This window comes from Moraxella sp. DOX410, assembly GCF_032248735.1.
GTDB lineage: Bacteria > Pseudomonadota > Gammaproteobacteria > Pseudomonadales > Moraxellaceae > Faucicola > Faucicola tetraodonis.
Genome location: NZ_CP135138.1, coordinates 1,197,667 through 1,213,614, shown reverse-complemented (window position 1 = coordinate 1,213,614; position 15,948 = coordinate 1,197,667). Strand labels below are relative to the sequence as shown.

Genomic DNA, 15,948 nt, shown 5'->3' with positions numbered 1-15,948 from the left:
CCAAAAAAAGCCCTTAGTCAAAACTAAGGGCTTTATGAATGCCAACAAGCTTATTTTTCGGTTTTTGCTAAGAAGAACCAAGTGTCTAACACCGAATCCGGATTCAATGAAACAGAAGTAATACCTTGTTCCATTAACCACATCGCTAGGTCTGGATGGTCAGAAGGGCCTTGTCCACAGATACCGATATACTTGCCTTGTGCGTTACAGGCATCGATAGCCATTTTCAGTAGTTTTTTAACCGCTGGGTCACGTTCATCAAATGATTGAGATACGATACCCGAATCACGGTCAAGACCAAGCGTTAACTGGGTTAAATCGTTTGAGCCGATTGAGAAACCATCGAAGTATTGTAAAAACTCTTCTGCTAACAAGGCATTGGTTGGCAACTCACACATCATGATGACGCGTAAACCGTTTTCACCACGTTTAAGACCATTTTTCTCAAGCAGTTCTAGTACTTTACGTGCTTCTTCTGTCGTACGTACGAATGGAATCATAATCTCAACGTTGGTTAAGCCCATTTCATCACGAACACGTTTTAATGCACGACATTCTAATTCAAAGCAGTCACGGAAATTTTCTGACACATAACGGCTGGCACCACGGAAACCGAGCATTGGGTTTTCTTCAGATGGCTCGTATAGTTTACCGCCGATTAAGTTTGCATATTCATTCGATTTAAAGTCAGACATACGTACGATAACTTTTTTATCTTTAAATGCGACCGCTAGGGTTGAAATACCTTCAACCAATTTATCAACGTAGAAGTCAACCGGTGAAGCATAACCTGCCATGCGCTCTTGAATCGCTTGTACGATTTCGCGTGGTAGGGTGTTCATGTTAAGTAGTGCTTTTGGATGCACGCCAATCATACGGTTGATGATGAATTCTAACCTTGCTAGACCCACCCCTTCATTAGGGATTTGGGCAAATCCAAAGGCGCGGTCAGGGTTACCGACGTTCATCATAATTTTAAATGCCAAGTCTGGCATTGACTCAATTGAGTTGTTTTGGATTTCAAAGTCCAATTGACCTTCGTAGATATAACCGGTATCACCTTCTGCACAAGATACAGTGACTGCTTGACCATCGGTCAATAGGTCAGTGGCGTTACCACAACCCACGATGGCAGGGACGCCCAATTCACGCGCGATAATTGCCGCGTGGCAGGTACGACCACCACGGTTAGTGATGATAGCAGCGGCACGTTTCATGACGGGTTCCCAGTCTGGGTCAGTCATATCAGACACAAGGACGTCACCTTCTTGTACTTTATCCATTTCATGGATTGAGTTGACCACGCGTACAGTACCTGCGCCGATACGTTGACCAATTGAACGACCTTCACAGATGACATCGCCTTTTTCTTTAAGGATGTAACGCTCCATGACATTTTGGCTTTCACGGCTTTTTACTGTCTCTGGGCGTGCTTGCACAATGAATAATTTGCCACTGTCACCATCTTTTGCCCATTCGATATCCATCGCATGACCATAATGTTTTTCGATGATTAATGCTTGTTTGGCAAGTTCAACCAACTCTTCATTGCTCAGTGAAAATTGGTTGCGTTCCGCTTTGTCTACTGGGACTATTTTGACTGATTTGCCGGCTGAGTGCTCGTCCGCATAAACCATTTTTTGTTGTTTGCTGCCGAGGTTGCGGCGAATAACCGCAGGTTTGCCGGCATTTAACAAGGCTTTTGAAATGTAGAATTCGTCAGGGTTCACCGCACCTTGCACGACCATTTCACCCAAGCCATAGCTTGCGGTAATAAATACCACGTCATTAAAACCACTTTCGGTATCAATGGTGAACATCACACCTGAAGTGCCTGTCTCTGAACGTACCATGCGTTGTACGCCAGCTGATAAGGCAACACCTGCGTGCTCAAAACCTTTGTGAACGCGGTAAGCGATGGCGCGGTCATTGTATAAAGAAGCAAAGACTTCTTTAATAGCAATCAAGATATTGTCAATACCACGGATATTGAGGAAAGTTTCTTGTTGACCAGCAAATGAGGCGTCTGGTAAATCCTCAGCAGTCGCTGATGAACGAACCGCAACAGCGATGTCCTCGCCTTGGCTCATCTCGGCAAAAGCATCACGGATTTCTTGTTCCAAATCTTTAGGCAACTCTTGCTCAATAATCATGTCGCGGATTTTTTTGCCCGTGGCAGTTAAAGCCGCCACATCATCCACATCCAGACCTTGAAGCGCGTCTTTGATTTTGTCTTGAAGACCTGTACCGATTAAGAATTTGTTAAACGCTTCAGACGTTGTTGCAAAACCACCTGGTACGCTTACCCCTAAATCTGTTAGGTGACTAATCATTTCACCTAATGAAGCGTTTTTACCGCCTACTTTGTCAATGTCGTTTTTGCCTAACTTGTCGAGTGAGATAACTTGTGCGTTCAAGGTGATAACTCCGTGAAATAAAGATTATTTTGAAAAGATTATAACGGTATTTCGTAGAAAATTCATCTTAAAAAATGATTTTCTAGCAAAAAATTTATAATTTTAAAAAAACTGTCAGCGATCAACAATTCAACTAAAATTTTGCTGGGATATCTTTGAGTTTAAGGGGAGAAAAAACGTAGATAAGCCTTCAATGACAATAACTGATGGCTAATTAAGGCAAATTAAGCATCGATTTGTTAGATTAAAGCCTACAAGTCACGTATAATAACAAACTCTCGACCTGTAAGACAAACGATAGTGTCGGCACTGATAACGACATTAATAGAGGACATTCACTGCCAAAAACGCAGTTAATGTGTGAGGTTGACCATCAGTATGAGTTTAAACCAGTGTTAATTTAAATTAGTATGGACGCTGCTTGTCATTTTTTTGGATAATTTTTCATGACCATTGAGCAAATCAAAGCCACGATTCAAAATAAAGACGCCTTAAATTTTGCAAATTCGCAGTCGTTGCGAAGTGTGTTTTTTATCTCCGATGGTACCGCGATTACGTCTGAAACCCTAGGTCGTTCTATTTTAAGCCAATTTCCCACGGTACCATTTGAGACTCGGGTTATTCCTTATGTTGATACCCTTGATCGCGCCGATGAAGCGGTCAATCAAATCAATCTTGCCCACCAACGTGATGGGGTAAAGCCGCTAGTCTTTGATACAATCGTTGACCCTGTGATTCGTGAGCGAATCAACGGTGCAGATGCCTTTAACTTGGATATTTATGAAGGCTTAATTAGTAAAATTGCCGATGAAATCAAAGTACAACCTGCACCGCATACCGGTCATGCGCATGGGGATGTCGATTCTGAGAACTATAAATCACGTATTGATGCGGTGCATTTTGCTTTAGATAATGATGATGGCGCGCGTACCACCCATTATGATGCGGCAGATATTATTTTGATTGGGGTGTCACGTTCGGGCAAAACGCCCACCTCTTTATACCTAGCGTTGCAATTCGGTATTCGTGCGGCGAATTATCCGTTGACTGAAGATGATTTATATGAAAATTCGTTGCCCAAAGCGTTAAAGCCCTACCGTGACAAACTGTTTGGTTTGGTGATTGACACCGATCGACTGGTAAAAATTCGTAACGAGCGCCGTGCAGGTAGTCGCTATGCAAGTTATCAGCAATGTCAGCAGGAGTTGCGCGCCATTCAAGGTATTTATATTTCTCAAGGGATTCCAAATATTGATGTATCCACGATGTCGATTGAAGAAATCGCGACGCGTATTTTACAGATGACGGGGTTAAAACGTCGAATTGGTTAATGTAATTTCTTAACATACGGTTAATTTATCGTATTTTATATTTCATTTAAAAATTTTTTATTCATTATCTTTTTTATTCATTATCAAGGCTTAAAATATGGGAGCTAATATGCCAAAAAAACGGATTAATGACAAAGTTACTCAAATTCCCCCTACAAACAATGACAACGAAAACATCTGTGATTCCAACACACAGTCAATTATTGAACCCCAAGAAAATATTACCGAAATTTTGGCAAAACCAACCAAAACTGAAATTTCGGATTCTGATAAAAAAGCCAATACCGTCAGTATCAGTGAAGACGACGATAAGGTAAAACATTTTGATGATGCATCGGTGCATTTTGATTTAATTAGCCCGCTAGATAACACCCGCATCAATTTAAAGCGTTATAAACGTCAAGATGCCGTTAGCCATGCCTATGATTATGATGCTGTCGTGATTGGCGCAGGACCCGCGGGTGAAGCAGCAGCGATGAAAATCGCCAAATCTGGGCAAAAAGTTGCCGTGATTGATCCACGCAAACAAGTGGGGGGCAACTGTACGCACGTAGGCACGATTCCAAGTAAAGCATTGCGTCAGTCAGTGTTTAATATTATCGGTAATCGCCGCGATCCTATCTTAAACCAAGGCATTGACTATCACCAAATTCCACTCAATAAAGTATTAACCAAAGCGCGCGAAGTGGTGCGTAATCAGGTAGAAACGCATACCCGTTTTTATGAGCGCAATCAAATTGACTTAATCAATGGTTGGGCAAGTTTTAAAGATACCCATACCATTCATATTGATATGAGTGATGGTACCGAGCAAGACATTACCTTTGAACAAGCCATTATTACTGTGGGTAGCCGTCCTTATCGCCCAGATTTGTTAGATTTTAGCCATCCTCGCGTGTTTGATTCTGATAAAATCCTACAAATGGATTATGTGGTACAGCGCATTATTATTTATGGTGCAGGCGTGATTGGCTGTGAGTATGCGTCTATTTTTACTGGTCTTGGCTATAAAGTAGATTTGATTAATACCCAAGAGCAGTTGCTTAGCTATCTAGATGATGAGATTTCTGACGCATTATCGCATGACTTTAGACAATTTGGCGTGTTGATTCGTAACAAAGAAGAAATTGAACGGCTAGAAACTTATGATGACTGCGTGATTTTATATCTAAAAAGTGGTAAACGCATCAAATCAGATGCTATTTTATGGTCAAACGGTCGCTCAGGTAATACCGACAGTCTCAACCTTGCCGCCATCGGACTCACCGCAAACAGCCGTGGTCAACTTAAAGTCAATGAACATTACCAAACCGATATCCCAAATATTTATGCAGCAGGGGATGTGATTGGCTGGCCATCGCTTGCATCGGCAGCTTACGACCAGGGACGCTGCGCCGCTGCTTATATGGTGGGCGATGAAAACGCACAACCTGTTCGCAGTGTGCCAACGGGTATTTATACCATTCCTGAAATTTCAAGCATTGGTAAAAACGAACAAGAATTAACGGCCGAAAAAGTGCCGTATGAAGTGGGTCAAGCCTTCTTCAAACACCTTGCCCGCGCACAAATCATCGGTGAGCGTAGTGGGGTGTTAAAAATACTGTTTCACCGTGAAACCTTAGAGGTTTTAGGTATCCATTGTTATGGCAATCACGCCTCTGAGATTATTCATATCGGACAAGCAGTGATGGAAAGTAAGGGCAGCAATACGCTAGAATACTTTGTCAATACTACCTTTAACTACCCAACGATGGCAGAAGCCTATCGCGTTGCTGCGCTCAATGGTCTTAATCGGGTGTTTTGATGGCGCAAATTAATGTAAAGCTACAACCCCAGTACGTAAAATTACAACCGCAGTTGCAACAAGCACTCTCTGAGTTAAAGTTGCCACTATCGGATGAGCAGCAATTACAGCTACTGTACTATCTACAGCAGCTGTTGTTTTGGAATAAAGCGTATAATTTGACCGCTATCAAAGATGACCAACAGGCATTAATCAAACATATCTTTGATAGTTTGTCGATTGTGCCATTTTTGCCAGCCGGTGATTTGCTAGATATTGGGACGGGTGCGGGTTTGCCAGCGGTGATAGTTGCTATTTGTCAGCCACAACGTGCGGTGACAGCACTCGATAGCAACCAAAAGAAAATTCGCTTTATCAAACAAGTCGCCAGTGAATTGGGGTTAAAAAATCTGACACCGGTTGCCAGTCGTATCGAAGCACATGAAGGCACTTATCAAGTAATTACCTCAAGGGCGTTTGCGTCGCTGGTGGATTTTGTCACCCATAGTCAAAGCAAATTGGCAGATAATGGTATCATTTGTGCCATGAAGGGGGTTGAACCTGTTGACGAGATTCAAGCGCTTCAAAATGAGTGGCAAATTAACACCCAAGTGTTAACCGTGCCAAAGCTCTATGAATCACGCCACTTGATTTATTTGCAAAGATAAACACCCCATTTCAGCCAGTTTTACCGGTATTAGGGTTTGAAAAACTGGCTGTTTTTGACTACAATTTTCAACCTTTTTATCAACACATTGCGAGACAGTTCATGGATATTTTAGCCATTGCTAATCAAAAAGGTGGGGTGGGCAAAACCACCACCGCGGTTAATTTGGCAAGTGCACTGGCACATCGCCGCAAAAAAGTTTTACTGATTGATTTGGATGCCCAAGGCAATGCGACCACGGCATCAGGGCTAGATAAACGCGAGTTAGAGTACAGTATTGCTGATGTGCTATTAGATGATTTGCCAATCCATGAGGCGATTGTCAAAACCGCAAATGGGTTTGATATTGTCGGTGCCAACAATGAATTGTCAGGCAGTGATTTGCATTTAAGTCAAAAGCCTGAAAACCATGCAATTTTGTCAAAAGCCATGCAGCAGCTCGCTGATATGCCTGCCAAAAACGGCCGCGCGACTAAGCCGTATGATTTTATCGTGATTGACTGCGCCCCGAGTTTAAGTTTACTTACCATCAATGCAATGTGTGCCACATCAGGGGTGATTATCCCGATGCAATGTGAATATTTTGCATTGGAAGGATTGGCGGATTTATCGCAAACCATTGAGCGTTTGAAGTCGCTAAACCCAAAACTGCATATCCGCGGTGTATTAAGAACCATGTTTGATCCGCGCAATACCTTGGCAAATGATGTCTCTATGGAATTGATTGAGCATTTTGGTCCGATTTTATTTAATACCATCATTCCCCGTAATATTCGTTTGGCAGAAGCACCCGCGCACGGTATCCCTGCGCTTGATTATGAGATGAATTCAAAAGGCTCACAAGCGTATATTCGCCTTGCCAATGAAATTATCAAGCAAAGTCGCCAATTCCAACTTGCCTAAAGTAAACTGTTTAGGCACTTTCTTTGTTAATTTGTTGGCAAGTGCGCACCGACAAAAGCAATGAAAATATTTTTCAAGCAATAGCGAATCTGCTAAAATAGCCAGTTCAAAAATGGCGGCATTGGTTTAATTTTTTATCAGTCATTTTTAACTATTTAATGGCATTGGGAATTTCGACATGGTTAAAAAGCGTGGATTGGCATCAAATCGAGGACTTGATGCGTTACTCGGCTCAATCAAAACAGAAAAATTGATTACCGGTAATCTAATCGATGCGAGTGTTCGAGCCGCTGTCGATGACGCGAAAAGCGCTGAAAAACTAAATGCCAAATCGAGCGATGATGGGCAAAATGTCGCGGATGATGAATCAGCCGAAGCTAGCGACACTATAGCTGTAGCCAAAAAATCGCCTACAGCTGCGGTAACCCCAAAACCCGCCAAAACAGTAACGTCAAATACCGATAACACACCCATAAATAACGATGCCAATAATAATAGTAATGATAGTAGTAATGTGGCTGGGTTAAATTTGATGCATATCAACGTCGCGTATTTGCAGCGTGGCAAGTATCAGCCGCGCCTTGATTTGGACGAAGATGCCTTGCAAGAGCTGGCAACGTCTATCAAGCAGCATGGCGTGATGCAGCCCATTGTGATTCGACCCTTAGCCAAAGTATTGCCCAATTCCCCGATTACCCATGAAATTATCGCGGGTGAACGTCGCTGGCGTGCGGCGCAAATTGCGGGTCTAACCCATATACCCGCCATTATGCGCCCAATGTCAGATGACTTGGCCATCGCTTTGGCATTGATTGAAAACATACAACGGGAAGATTTGAGCGTCATGGAACAGGCTGCCGCATTGCAGCGTTTTCATGATGAATTTGGCATGAGTCATTCGCAAATTGCGGATGTGGTCGGTAAGGCAAGAACAACGGTTTCTAATTTGTTGCGTTTGAACCAATTACATGACGATGTCAAACAAGCGTTAAATGAAGGGCAAATGGATATGGGGCATGCCAGGGCATTATTGGCGCTGTCGCCCAAACAGCAGCCTGTTATTGCCAAAAAAATTATACAAGGTCAACTGACCGTCCGTCAGACTGAAGCCTTAGTCAAAGACATTTTAAATCCAAAAGCGCCGACACAAAGCCAAGAAATTGATTATGATAGGCTGCGACTGAACCAACACCTCTCTGAACAACTCGGTGCCGTGGTAAAAATCAAAGGCTCTTCAAAAGGAAAGGGGAGTATTGAGATATTTTTTCACAATGAAGAGGAATTACAAGCTTTGATTGTGCAGTTTCAGTCGCAACTTGAGCATTAATCTTGCGCATTAGATTAGTTTTCTCAATTTATTAGTCATTGACATGCAAAGGCAGTATAACCGATGTGGGAATTAGTTAAAGCAGGCGGTTGGTTGATGTGGCCCATTGTCCTATGTTCGATTTTGATGTTAATTATCATCATTGAGCGCGCGATAAAACTTAAAGCCAGTACAGTGACACCCGCTCATCTGCGTGAACAATTGATGCAGCATTTGATTGAGCAGGGCGACATTGATCGTGAATCGCTTGAGAATGTCAAACTCAATTCGCCTTTGGGTGATATCCTTGCTGCAGGACTCATGAATCGCCAGCATGGGATTGATTCAATGACCATGCATATGGAAAACCGCGCCAGTATCGCCATTCACCAATTAGAAAAACATATTAATATGCTGGGTACCATCGGTGCTATCGCGCCATTGTTAGGTCTTTTAGGTACCGTACTGGGGATTATTTCATCCTTCTTAGCCATTACCGAAGGCGCAATGCAAGATCCGACCATGCTGGCAGCTGGCGTATCACAAGCGCTGATTACCACAGCAGGGGGTATGCTCGTTGCCATACCTGCGGTGATGGCGTACCGTATTTTTCAGCGCCGTATTATTGATATTAATGCGGCGTTTGAACAAGAAGCGGGTTTGATGATGCAAGAATTACTGGACAATGGTCTAATCACGCCTCGTTAATGGCGTATAGCTGTGTAAAAGAGTCAAACCATGCGATTTCGTAAACCCACGGTCGAACCTTTAGAAATCAATCTGACCCCAATGATTGATTGCTTGCTGTTTTTGATTGTTTTTCTACTGCTGTCGACTACCTTTAACCATTTTAGTAAACTCAATATTATTTTACCGCAAGCAGAGGGCGTACCGATTACTGAGAAAAGCAAACGCATTGAAATCGCGGTGCAAAAAGATGGTAGCTATTTGGTCAATGGTATTGCTTTATCTGGTAATGGCGAAGCTGAATTGACGGCGATGATCCGCCAAGAAGCAGGTGAAGACCGAAAGCAGCTATTTGTTATCTCTGCTGATGCCGATACCAGTCACCAATCGGTGGTTAAAGTGATGGATATAGCGGGTAAAATGGGCTTTATGAATTTAAATATCAGTACCGTGATACCCGCCACTTCGCTCGATAGTAATATTGCCCCAGTCCCTCATACCAAATAATTTTTATTTTTCAATTTACTGATACAATAGCTGTTAAGTCGTTCTTTTATATATTGAGATGCCATGACTGTTTCAAAACCTTCCAATGCTCACCCACGTTGGCAGACCTATCGAAGATTGCTAGGTTATCTCAAGCCGTATTGGTGGGCGATGACGCTAGTCGTCATTGGCTTTACCTTAAATGCAGGCACCGAAGTAGGCATTGCCAAGCTAGTCAAATTCATTATTGATGCGATTAATGAACGTGATCAAGCGCATATCAATCTTTTTCCAGCCTTAATCGTATTGTTGTTTGTACTGCGAGGACTTAGCTCATTTTTGGGTAATTACTTTAGCGCAGTGATTTCACGCAATGTCGTCTATCAGCTGCGTATGCAAGTGTTTTCAAAATTGCTCAGATTACCCAGCCAATTTTATTTGAGCCACAATGCCGGTCAGATTTCTGCAAAATTAATCTTTGATGTCGAGCAAGTGACTGCGGCGGGTACTGATACGCTCAAAACCTTGTTACGCGATGGTCTGACCGTGATTGGGTTGTTGGCGTTTTTGCTTTACAGTAATTGGAAATTAAGCCTGTCGTTGTTTGTGGTATTGCCGCCGATTTTATTGTTAGTCGGTAAAGCCAGTAAACGCTTTCGCAAGCTGTCGCGCGGTATTCAAAAATCCATGGGCGAGGTCAGTCATATTACCAATGAAGTCATCACAGGCTACCAAGTGGTCAAAAATTATGGCGGTCAGCAAAATGAATTGACAAGGTTTAATAACGCCTCTTTAACCAATCTTAAACAAGGGCTAAAGGTGGTGGTAACCAATAGCATCAATACGCCATTAATTCAATTATTGATGGCGTGCGCGATGGCTGTGGTGGTATGGATTGCATTAAGACCAAACGTATTAGGCGATACCACCGCAGGCGAGTTTATCGCTTATATCAGCGCGGCAGGGCTACTGAGTAAACCCGTGCGCTCGTTGACCGATATTAATCAAGGCTTACAAAAAGGTTTGGCGGCGGCGGATTCTATATTTGAGATGCTCGATGAAGCCGAAGAAAAAGACACAGGCAAGGTTGAAAAAGCCCTGACCGGTAAAATAGTACTTAACAACCTAAGCGTCACTTTTGAGGATGGCAAACAAGCGCTCAACAACGTAAATTTGGTGGTCAATCCCGGCGAAACGGTGGCGTTAATCGGTCGAAGTGGCGCCGGTAAAACTACTCTAGTCAACTGTCTGATGCGCGCGCTAGAGCCCACAAAGGGCAATATTTATCTTGACGATGTCGCTATCGAAGATTTGACATTACATTCACTGCGTAGTCAGATTGCGAGCGTCAACCAACAAGTGGTGCTGTTTGATACCTCTATCCACAACAATATCGCCTATGGCGAATTATCTAACCGAACCTCGGAGCAAGTGATTGATGCCGCAAAATCAGCCTTTGCGCACGATTTTATCATGCAATTGCCGCAGGGTTACCAATCAGAAATTGGTTCACAGGGTCTGCAGTTATCTGGCGGACAACGCCAACGCTTATCCATTGCACGTGCCCTGCTAAAAGATGCGCCTATCTTGATTTTGGATGAAGCCACAAGCGCGCTAGATAACGAATCAGAATTTTATATCCAAAAAGCGCTGGAGCGCGTCATGCATGGCAGAACCACCATCGTTATCGCGCACCGATTAACCACTATCCAAAATGCCGATAAAATCGTGGTCATGGATAAAGGTGAAATTATTGAAGTCGGTACCCACGACAGTTTGCTAGCGGCGCAAGGTACGTATGCCAAGCTGTATGAGCGTCATTTTGAAGAGGACATATTGTCAAGCTAATGCAACAGACACTACTACAGGCGTGGCGCAACAAATCTCTCTGGCTATGGTTGTTATTGCCCGTGTCTTGGTTGTATGGATTGGTTTTTTGGCTCAATAAAAATATTTATCGATTAGGGCTAAAACCAGTTTATTATCCCAACGTGCCCGTCATTGTAGTGGGCAATATCACGGTTGGCGGTAGCGGTAAGACGCCGCTAATCATTGCCGTGGTAACTTACCTGCAGCAAAAAGGGCTGACAGTCGGCGTCATCAGTCGTGGCTATGGTGGACAAGCCAAGCTGATGCCTTGTATCGTGACAGCAAATTCAAAGCCCAGTGAGGTTGGTGATGAGCCGTGTCTGATTGTGCAGCGTACAGGCGTGCCAATGGCAGTCTGTCCAAACCGGGCTCAAGCAATTGAGTTATTGCTTGAGCAATTCCCAAGCATTCAACTTATTTTGGCGGATGATGGACTGCAACATTTTGCCTTGGATAGGGATGAAAACTGGATTGTCGTCGATGCCGATCGCGGCTTTGGTAACCGCCAGCTATTGCCCACAGGCTTTCTGCGCGAACCGATTAAACGGCTGTATCAGCCCAATACCACCGTCATATTTCACCAAAGTGATTGGCAGGATACGCAGACTTTAACCCATTTTTCAAATAGCCTAAGCAAAAATAGACATAGCCTATCACCCGATGTTCGTATGCGTTTGCTACAAAAACCATTAGAACCTTTATTTAAAACACCTTTATTTAAAACACCTTTGCAAAATAGCTTACCTGCCCAACAAGTGATTGCCATGACAGGGATTGGATTGCCGCAGCGTTTTTTTAATAGCCTAAGCCAAATAGGGTTTGACATCATACCGATGGCACTGAATGACCATCACACTTATAGTTTTCAAGATTTTGCCAACTTGCCAAAGTTACCGATTATCGTCACCGATAAAGATGCGGTCAAATTGCGTGTCTTGTTCGCCCAAGGTCATGAAAAAAATGACATTGCAACAAACATATGGGTGTTACCGGTAGAAGCTGAATTATCAGCCGCCTTTTATGCGTTAATCGACCGACAAATCGGTAAATTGGTTACCCTTGCTGACAATGCTGACAATGCTGACAATTAAAAAACTTGTAGGAAATACAATATGTTAAAACATCTAGTCATACCAGCCCGTCTAAAAAGTACCCGACTACCCAACAAACCGCTGTTAGAAATTCATGGCAAACCGATGATTTTATGGGTGATTGATCGTGCAAATGCGGTGAAATCGGCGGGAATTGCCGATGATATTTTTGTGGCAACAGATGATGATAGCATCGCTAAACTGTGTCAAGACTATGGGGCAAATGTCATCATGACTGACCCCAACCATGCGTCTGGCACTGATAGGCTTGCTGAAGTAGCCAGACTTAAGCAGTGGTCAACTGAAGATATCGTGATTAATATGCAAGGCGATGAACCACTCGTGCCTGCAGGACTCATCAAACAAGTGACTGAGCTTCTGCTACAAAAAAAAGATTGCGTGATGGCGACTTTGGCTGAACCCATCCAAAGCGTTGAAGAGTTTTTACGGCCATCGGTGGTCAAAGTCGTCAAAAATGCCCACCAGGAAGCCTTGTATTTTAGCCGAGCACCGATTCCTTGCGATCGTCATACAGCATTGTTGACTGATCAGCCAACCAGTGGGGAAAATAGCGCGCCAAAAAATGCTTACCGACACCTAGGCATCTATGCTTATCGGGTCAGTTTGCTACAACAATTTAGTGTTTGGCAGCAAGGCGAGCTAGAGCAGCTTGAATCATTGGAACAATTGCGTATTTTGGAGCAAGGCATGCGTATCGCCATTGATATTGCTTCAGAATTGTTGCCGCCCGGTGTAGACACGCAAGAGGATTTGGATCGGCTCAATGATTTGACGTTATCAGAATTATTGAAATAATAAAAAAGCCCAAGTTAATCTTGGGCTTTTTTATGGTTTGCGTTTTTATGGTTTTGATTAGCTGTTTAAGCTAAATAAATCAAGCGATTTCACCAAAGATAAGGAGTTGAGGCGGGCTTGTTGGTCATAAATATTACAAGTGACAATCAATTCATCAGGGCGGATAGTCTCAAGAAAATGGTCAAGTTTTGGTTTGACACTATCAGGTGTACCGACAAACGAGATTGCCAACGACGATTCAACCATGTATTTCTCTGCAGATGTCCAAAAAGCATCAATATTCTCAATCGGTTTTGGCATTTGTGAGGGTTTACCACGGCGCAAATTGACAAAACTTTGCTGCGCTGAGGTGAATTGGTAAGCGGCTTCCTCGTCGGTGTCGGCCAATAGCAAGTTACTTGCTACCATCACATAAGGTTGTTGCAAATGGCTAGAGGGCTTGAAATTCTCACGGTACAATGTCACCGCTTGCGATAACATCTGCGGCGCAAAATGAGACGCAAATACATAAGGCAAGCCTAATGCAGCAGCGAGACTGGCGCCAAATAAAGACGACCCTAAAATCCAGACAGGCACATTTAAGCCATTAGCCGGCATGGCAGTCACTGTCTGACCATCGAGCGGGTCAAAATAATGCATCAGCTCTTGCACATCTTGCGGGAAGTTTTCAGCATCATTCATGGTGCGGCGCAAGGCACGGAAGGTTGCTCCATCCGTACCAGGGGCACGGCCGACGCCAAGATCGATACGTTCGCCATACAAAGTGGCTAACGTACCAAACTGTTCTGCGACTACTAAGGGCGCATGGTTAGGCAGCATGATACCGCCTGAGCCAATTCGTATCGTTGAGGTGTGAGCGCCAATGTGAGATAGCAACACACTGGTTGCAGTACTGGCAATGCCGCGCATGTTGTGGTGCTCAGCCAGCCAATAGCGGTTAAAACCTACTTGTTCGGCAGTTTGAGCAACAGTCACCGCTTGCTTAAGCGCGTTTTTAGCGTCACTCCCTTCAGGTACAGGAACAAGGTCTAAAAATGAAATAGGGATTTGTTTGGTCATCTTTGTCATCACTGTAGTCATCATAAAAAGAATAGTAGTCCCTTTATAATGGCGAATCCAAAAAAATCAATCACCCAAATTGTTGCTGACAAATATCAATGAAAGCTTTGCCAAAATTACGGATATCGCCATCGACACGGGTGGCTATCCACGTCACATGTTTTCCAAAAATTTTCGTTGGAATTTTGACAAGATTGCGATAATGCTGACCTTCAAATGCCATTTCAGCGATCGTGCCCACGCCCATACCAATACCGACATAGGTACTAATCACATCGGCATCCAAAGCAGTAAGTACGATATTAGGCGTCAGTTCTGCCGCACTAAAGGCTCTATCAATCGCACCACGACCCGTAAAACCGCCGTGATAAGTGATAATCGGATAATTTGCTAAGGTTTGGATATCAATCTCAGTGTGATTCTCAAGCTCATGTCCCACGGGCACAATCACATGATGATACCAATCATAATAGCGAATACAGTGTAGATTATCGTGCGCAAGCAGCGATTCAGTTGCGATGCCAATGTCGGCTTGACCTTGTGCCACCATATTGGCAATCGACTCAGGGTCAGCTTGATGCAAAATTAGATGGACATTGGGAAATTGTTGTTTAAAGCGCTGTACCACCCAAGGCAACACATAACGTGCTTGGGTATGCGTCGTAGCAATTGACAACTCACCCTGATGGGGATTTTGAAAATCTAAAGTTAAATTTTCAATCGACCTTACTTCTACAAATATTTTCTCAATATGCGGTAGTAGCAGCTCACCGATAGGGGAGAGACCCACCAATCGCTTACCCTGACGCACAAAAACTTCCGCTCGAAGCTGACTTTCAAGCGCGGCAATATGCTTACTAAGGCTGGATTGACTGGTGTGTAATACTTTGGCGGCTTGGCTCAGATTGTAATTATTAATCACAGTCTGCCAAACGGTTTCAAGTTGTTTAAGTTGGATTTGTAAATAACGTTGATTGATGACAACATTGATTGCCATAAAATGACCTTAATAAAAAAACGAATAAAAAACAAAATAAAATGCTCGCTATAAGCGCTTGATTGAACTTAAAAATTAACAAAACTAGGCATTACCGCCATATCTGTATTAGACACTGCGCCTGCCATGCTACTATCAATTACAGATATGCTTTCTTTATCAAGTGCCGTGACATGATAGGCATTATTTTGCTGATAGATAGCAATCGGGTATTGCATAATTTGCCCCAAAGCCGTTAACAGCTAACAACTGACAAAAAGGTTGAAAGTCACCGCAGGGTGTCAAGTATAGCATATTACCATAAAATAGCAGGTTCAAAACCTAGCTGCTTACGTCAGGCATATTTAATAGGCTTAAAATTTAAGAAATTGAAATATGACAAGTGTGTAGACATTGACTCAGTTATTGATTCAGTTGTATTGCCGCCTTGTTTCAGATATCGACGTTTCAGACAGTCATAATAATTTTAGTTTGTATACACCTAGAAAACCGCTACAATAGCAAGATTTTAATGAAGTTTTGTGGTAAATCGTGCG

Annotated in this window: 14 protein-coding genes; 10 read left to right on the top strand and 4 right to left on the bottom strand. The window is 43.2% G+C overall.

Going from position 1 to position 15,948, the window contains the following annotated elements:
- Positions 1-50: 50 nt before the first annotated feature.
- Entirely contained in the window at positions 51-2,417 is a 2,367-nt protein-coding gene (gene ppsA / locus RNZ41_RS05370) for a phosphoenolpyruvate synthase (protein ID WP_007116643.1), read from the bottom strand.
- A gap of 446 nt (positions 2,418-2,863) precedes the next feature.
- On the opposite strand from ppsA, the gene ppsR reads away from it, so the two are divergent.
- The 10 genes from ppsR to kdsB all read left to right on the top strand — a co-directional run bounded on the left by ppsR (position 2,864) and on the right by kdsB (position 13,356).
- Complete coding sequence (ppsR, locus tag RNZ41_RS05365; RefSeq protein ID WP_007116642.1) at positions 2,864-3,748, top strand: posphoenolpyruvate synthetase regulatory kinase/phosphorylase PpsR; 885 nt, start codon at positions 2,864-2,866, stop codon at positions 3,746-3,748.
- Positions 3,749-3,857: 109 nt separating this feature from the next.
- Positions 3,858-5,552, top strand: coding sequence for a Si-specific NAD(P)(+) transhydrogenase (gene sthA / locus RNZ41_RS05360; protein ID WP_239742307.1), 1,695 nt, complete (start codon positions 3,858-3,860; stop codon positions 5,550-5,552).
- Positions 5,552-6,199: a 16S rRNA (guanine(527)-N(7))-methyltransferase RsmG gene (gene rsmG / locus RNZ41_RS05355; protein WP_314026746.1), complete on the top strand. Its 648-nt coding sequence runs from the start codon at positions 5,552-5,554 to the stop codon at positions 6,197-6,199. The genes sthA and rsmG overlap by 1 nt, the downstream gene beginning before the upstream one ends.
- 101 nt (positions 6,200-6,300) lie before the next feature.
- Positions 6,301-7,101 (top strand): ParA family protein, encoded by an 801-nt coding sequence (locus RNZ41_RS05350; protein ID WP_314026745.1) that lies wholly within the window; start codon positions 6,301-6,303, stop codon positions 7,099-7,101.
- Between the two features lie 178 nt (positions 7,102-7,279).
- The gene (locus RNZ41_RS05345; RefSeq protein ID WP_314026744.1) at positions 7,280-8,428 is read left to right on the top strand and encodes a ParB/RepB/Spo0J family partition protein; all 1,149 of its coding nucleotides are present in this window, start codon (positions 7,280-7,282) and stop codon (positions 8,426-8,428) included.
- Between the two features lie 63 nt (positions 8,429-8,491).
- Positions 8,492-9,115, top strand: coding sequence for a MotA/TolQ/ExbB proton channel family protein (locus RNZ41_RS05340; RefSeq protein WP_096488916.1), 624 nt, complete (start codon positions 8,492-8,494; stop codon positions 9,113-9,115).
- Positions 9,116-9,145: 30 nt separating this feature from the next.
- On the top strand, positions 9,146-9,601 hold the full coding sequence (locus RNZ41_RS05335) for an ExbD/TolR family protein (RefSeq protein WP_050325338.1): 456 nt from the start codon (positions 9,146-9,148) through the stop codon (positions 9,599-9,601).
- Between the two features lie 63 nt (positions 9,602-9,664).
- Entirely contained in the window at positions 9,665-11,428 is a 1,764-nt protein-coding gene (gene msbA, locus RNZ41_RS05330; RefSeq protein WP_314026743.1) for a lipid A export permease/ATP-binding protein MsbA, read from the top strand.
- Positions 11,428-12,540 (top strand): tetraacyldisaccharide 4'-kinase, encoded by a 1,113-nt coding sequence (lpxK, locus tag RNZ41_RS05325; protein WP_314026742.1) that lies wholly within the window; start codon positions 11,428-11,430, stop codon positions 12,538-12,540. Before msbA ends, lpxK begins: the two co-directional genes overlap by 1 nt.
- Before the next feature lie 21 nt (positions 12,541-12,561).
- Positions 12,562-13,356 carry a 3-deoxy-manno-octulosonate cytidylyltransferase gene (gene kdsB, locus RNZ41_RS05320; protein WP_314026741.1) on the top strand — a complete coding sequence of 265 codons (795 nt, stop codon included), beginning with the start codon at positions 12,562-12,564 and terminating at the stop codon, positions 13,354-13,356.
- A gap of 57 nt (positions 13,357-13,413) precedes the next feature.
- Here the strand turns inward: kdsB and RNZ41_RS05315 are convergent, their stop codons facing one another.
- The 3 genes from RNZ41_RS05315 to RNZ41_RS05305 all read right to left on the bottom strand — a co-directional run bounded on the left by RNZ41_RS05315 (position 13,414) and on the right by RNZ41_RS05305 (position 15,630).
- Positions 13,414-14,415, bottom strand: coding sequence for an LLM class flavin-dependent oxidoreductase (locus RNZ41_RS05315; protein ID WP_314027795.1), 1,002 nt, complete (start codon positions 14,413-14,415; stop codon positions 13,414-13,416).
- Between the two features lie 70 nt (positions 14,416-14,485).
- Positions 14,486-15,412: a LysR substrate-binding domain-containing protein gene (locus tag RNZ41_RS05310; RefSeq protein ID WP_314027794.1), complete on the bottom strand. Its 927-nt coding sequence runs from the start codon at positions 15,410-15,412 to the stop codon at positions 14,486-14,488.
- Between the two features lie 68 nt (positions 15,413-15,480).
- A complete protein-coding gene (locus tag RNZ41_RS05305) occupies positions 15,481-15,630 on the bottom strand; it encodes a hypothetical protein (protein ID WP_156652075.1) in 150 nt (49 codons plus the stop codon).
- Between the last annotated feature and the right edge of the window lie 318 nt (positions 15,631-15,948).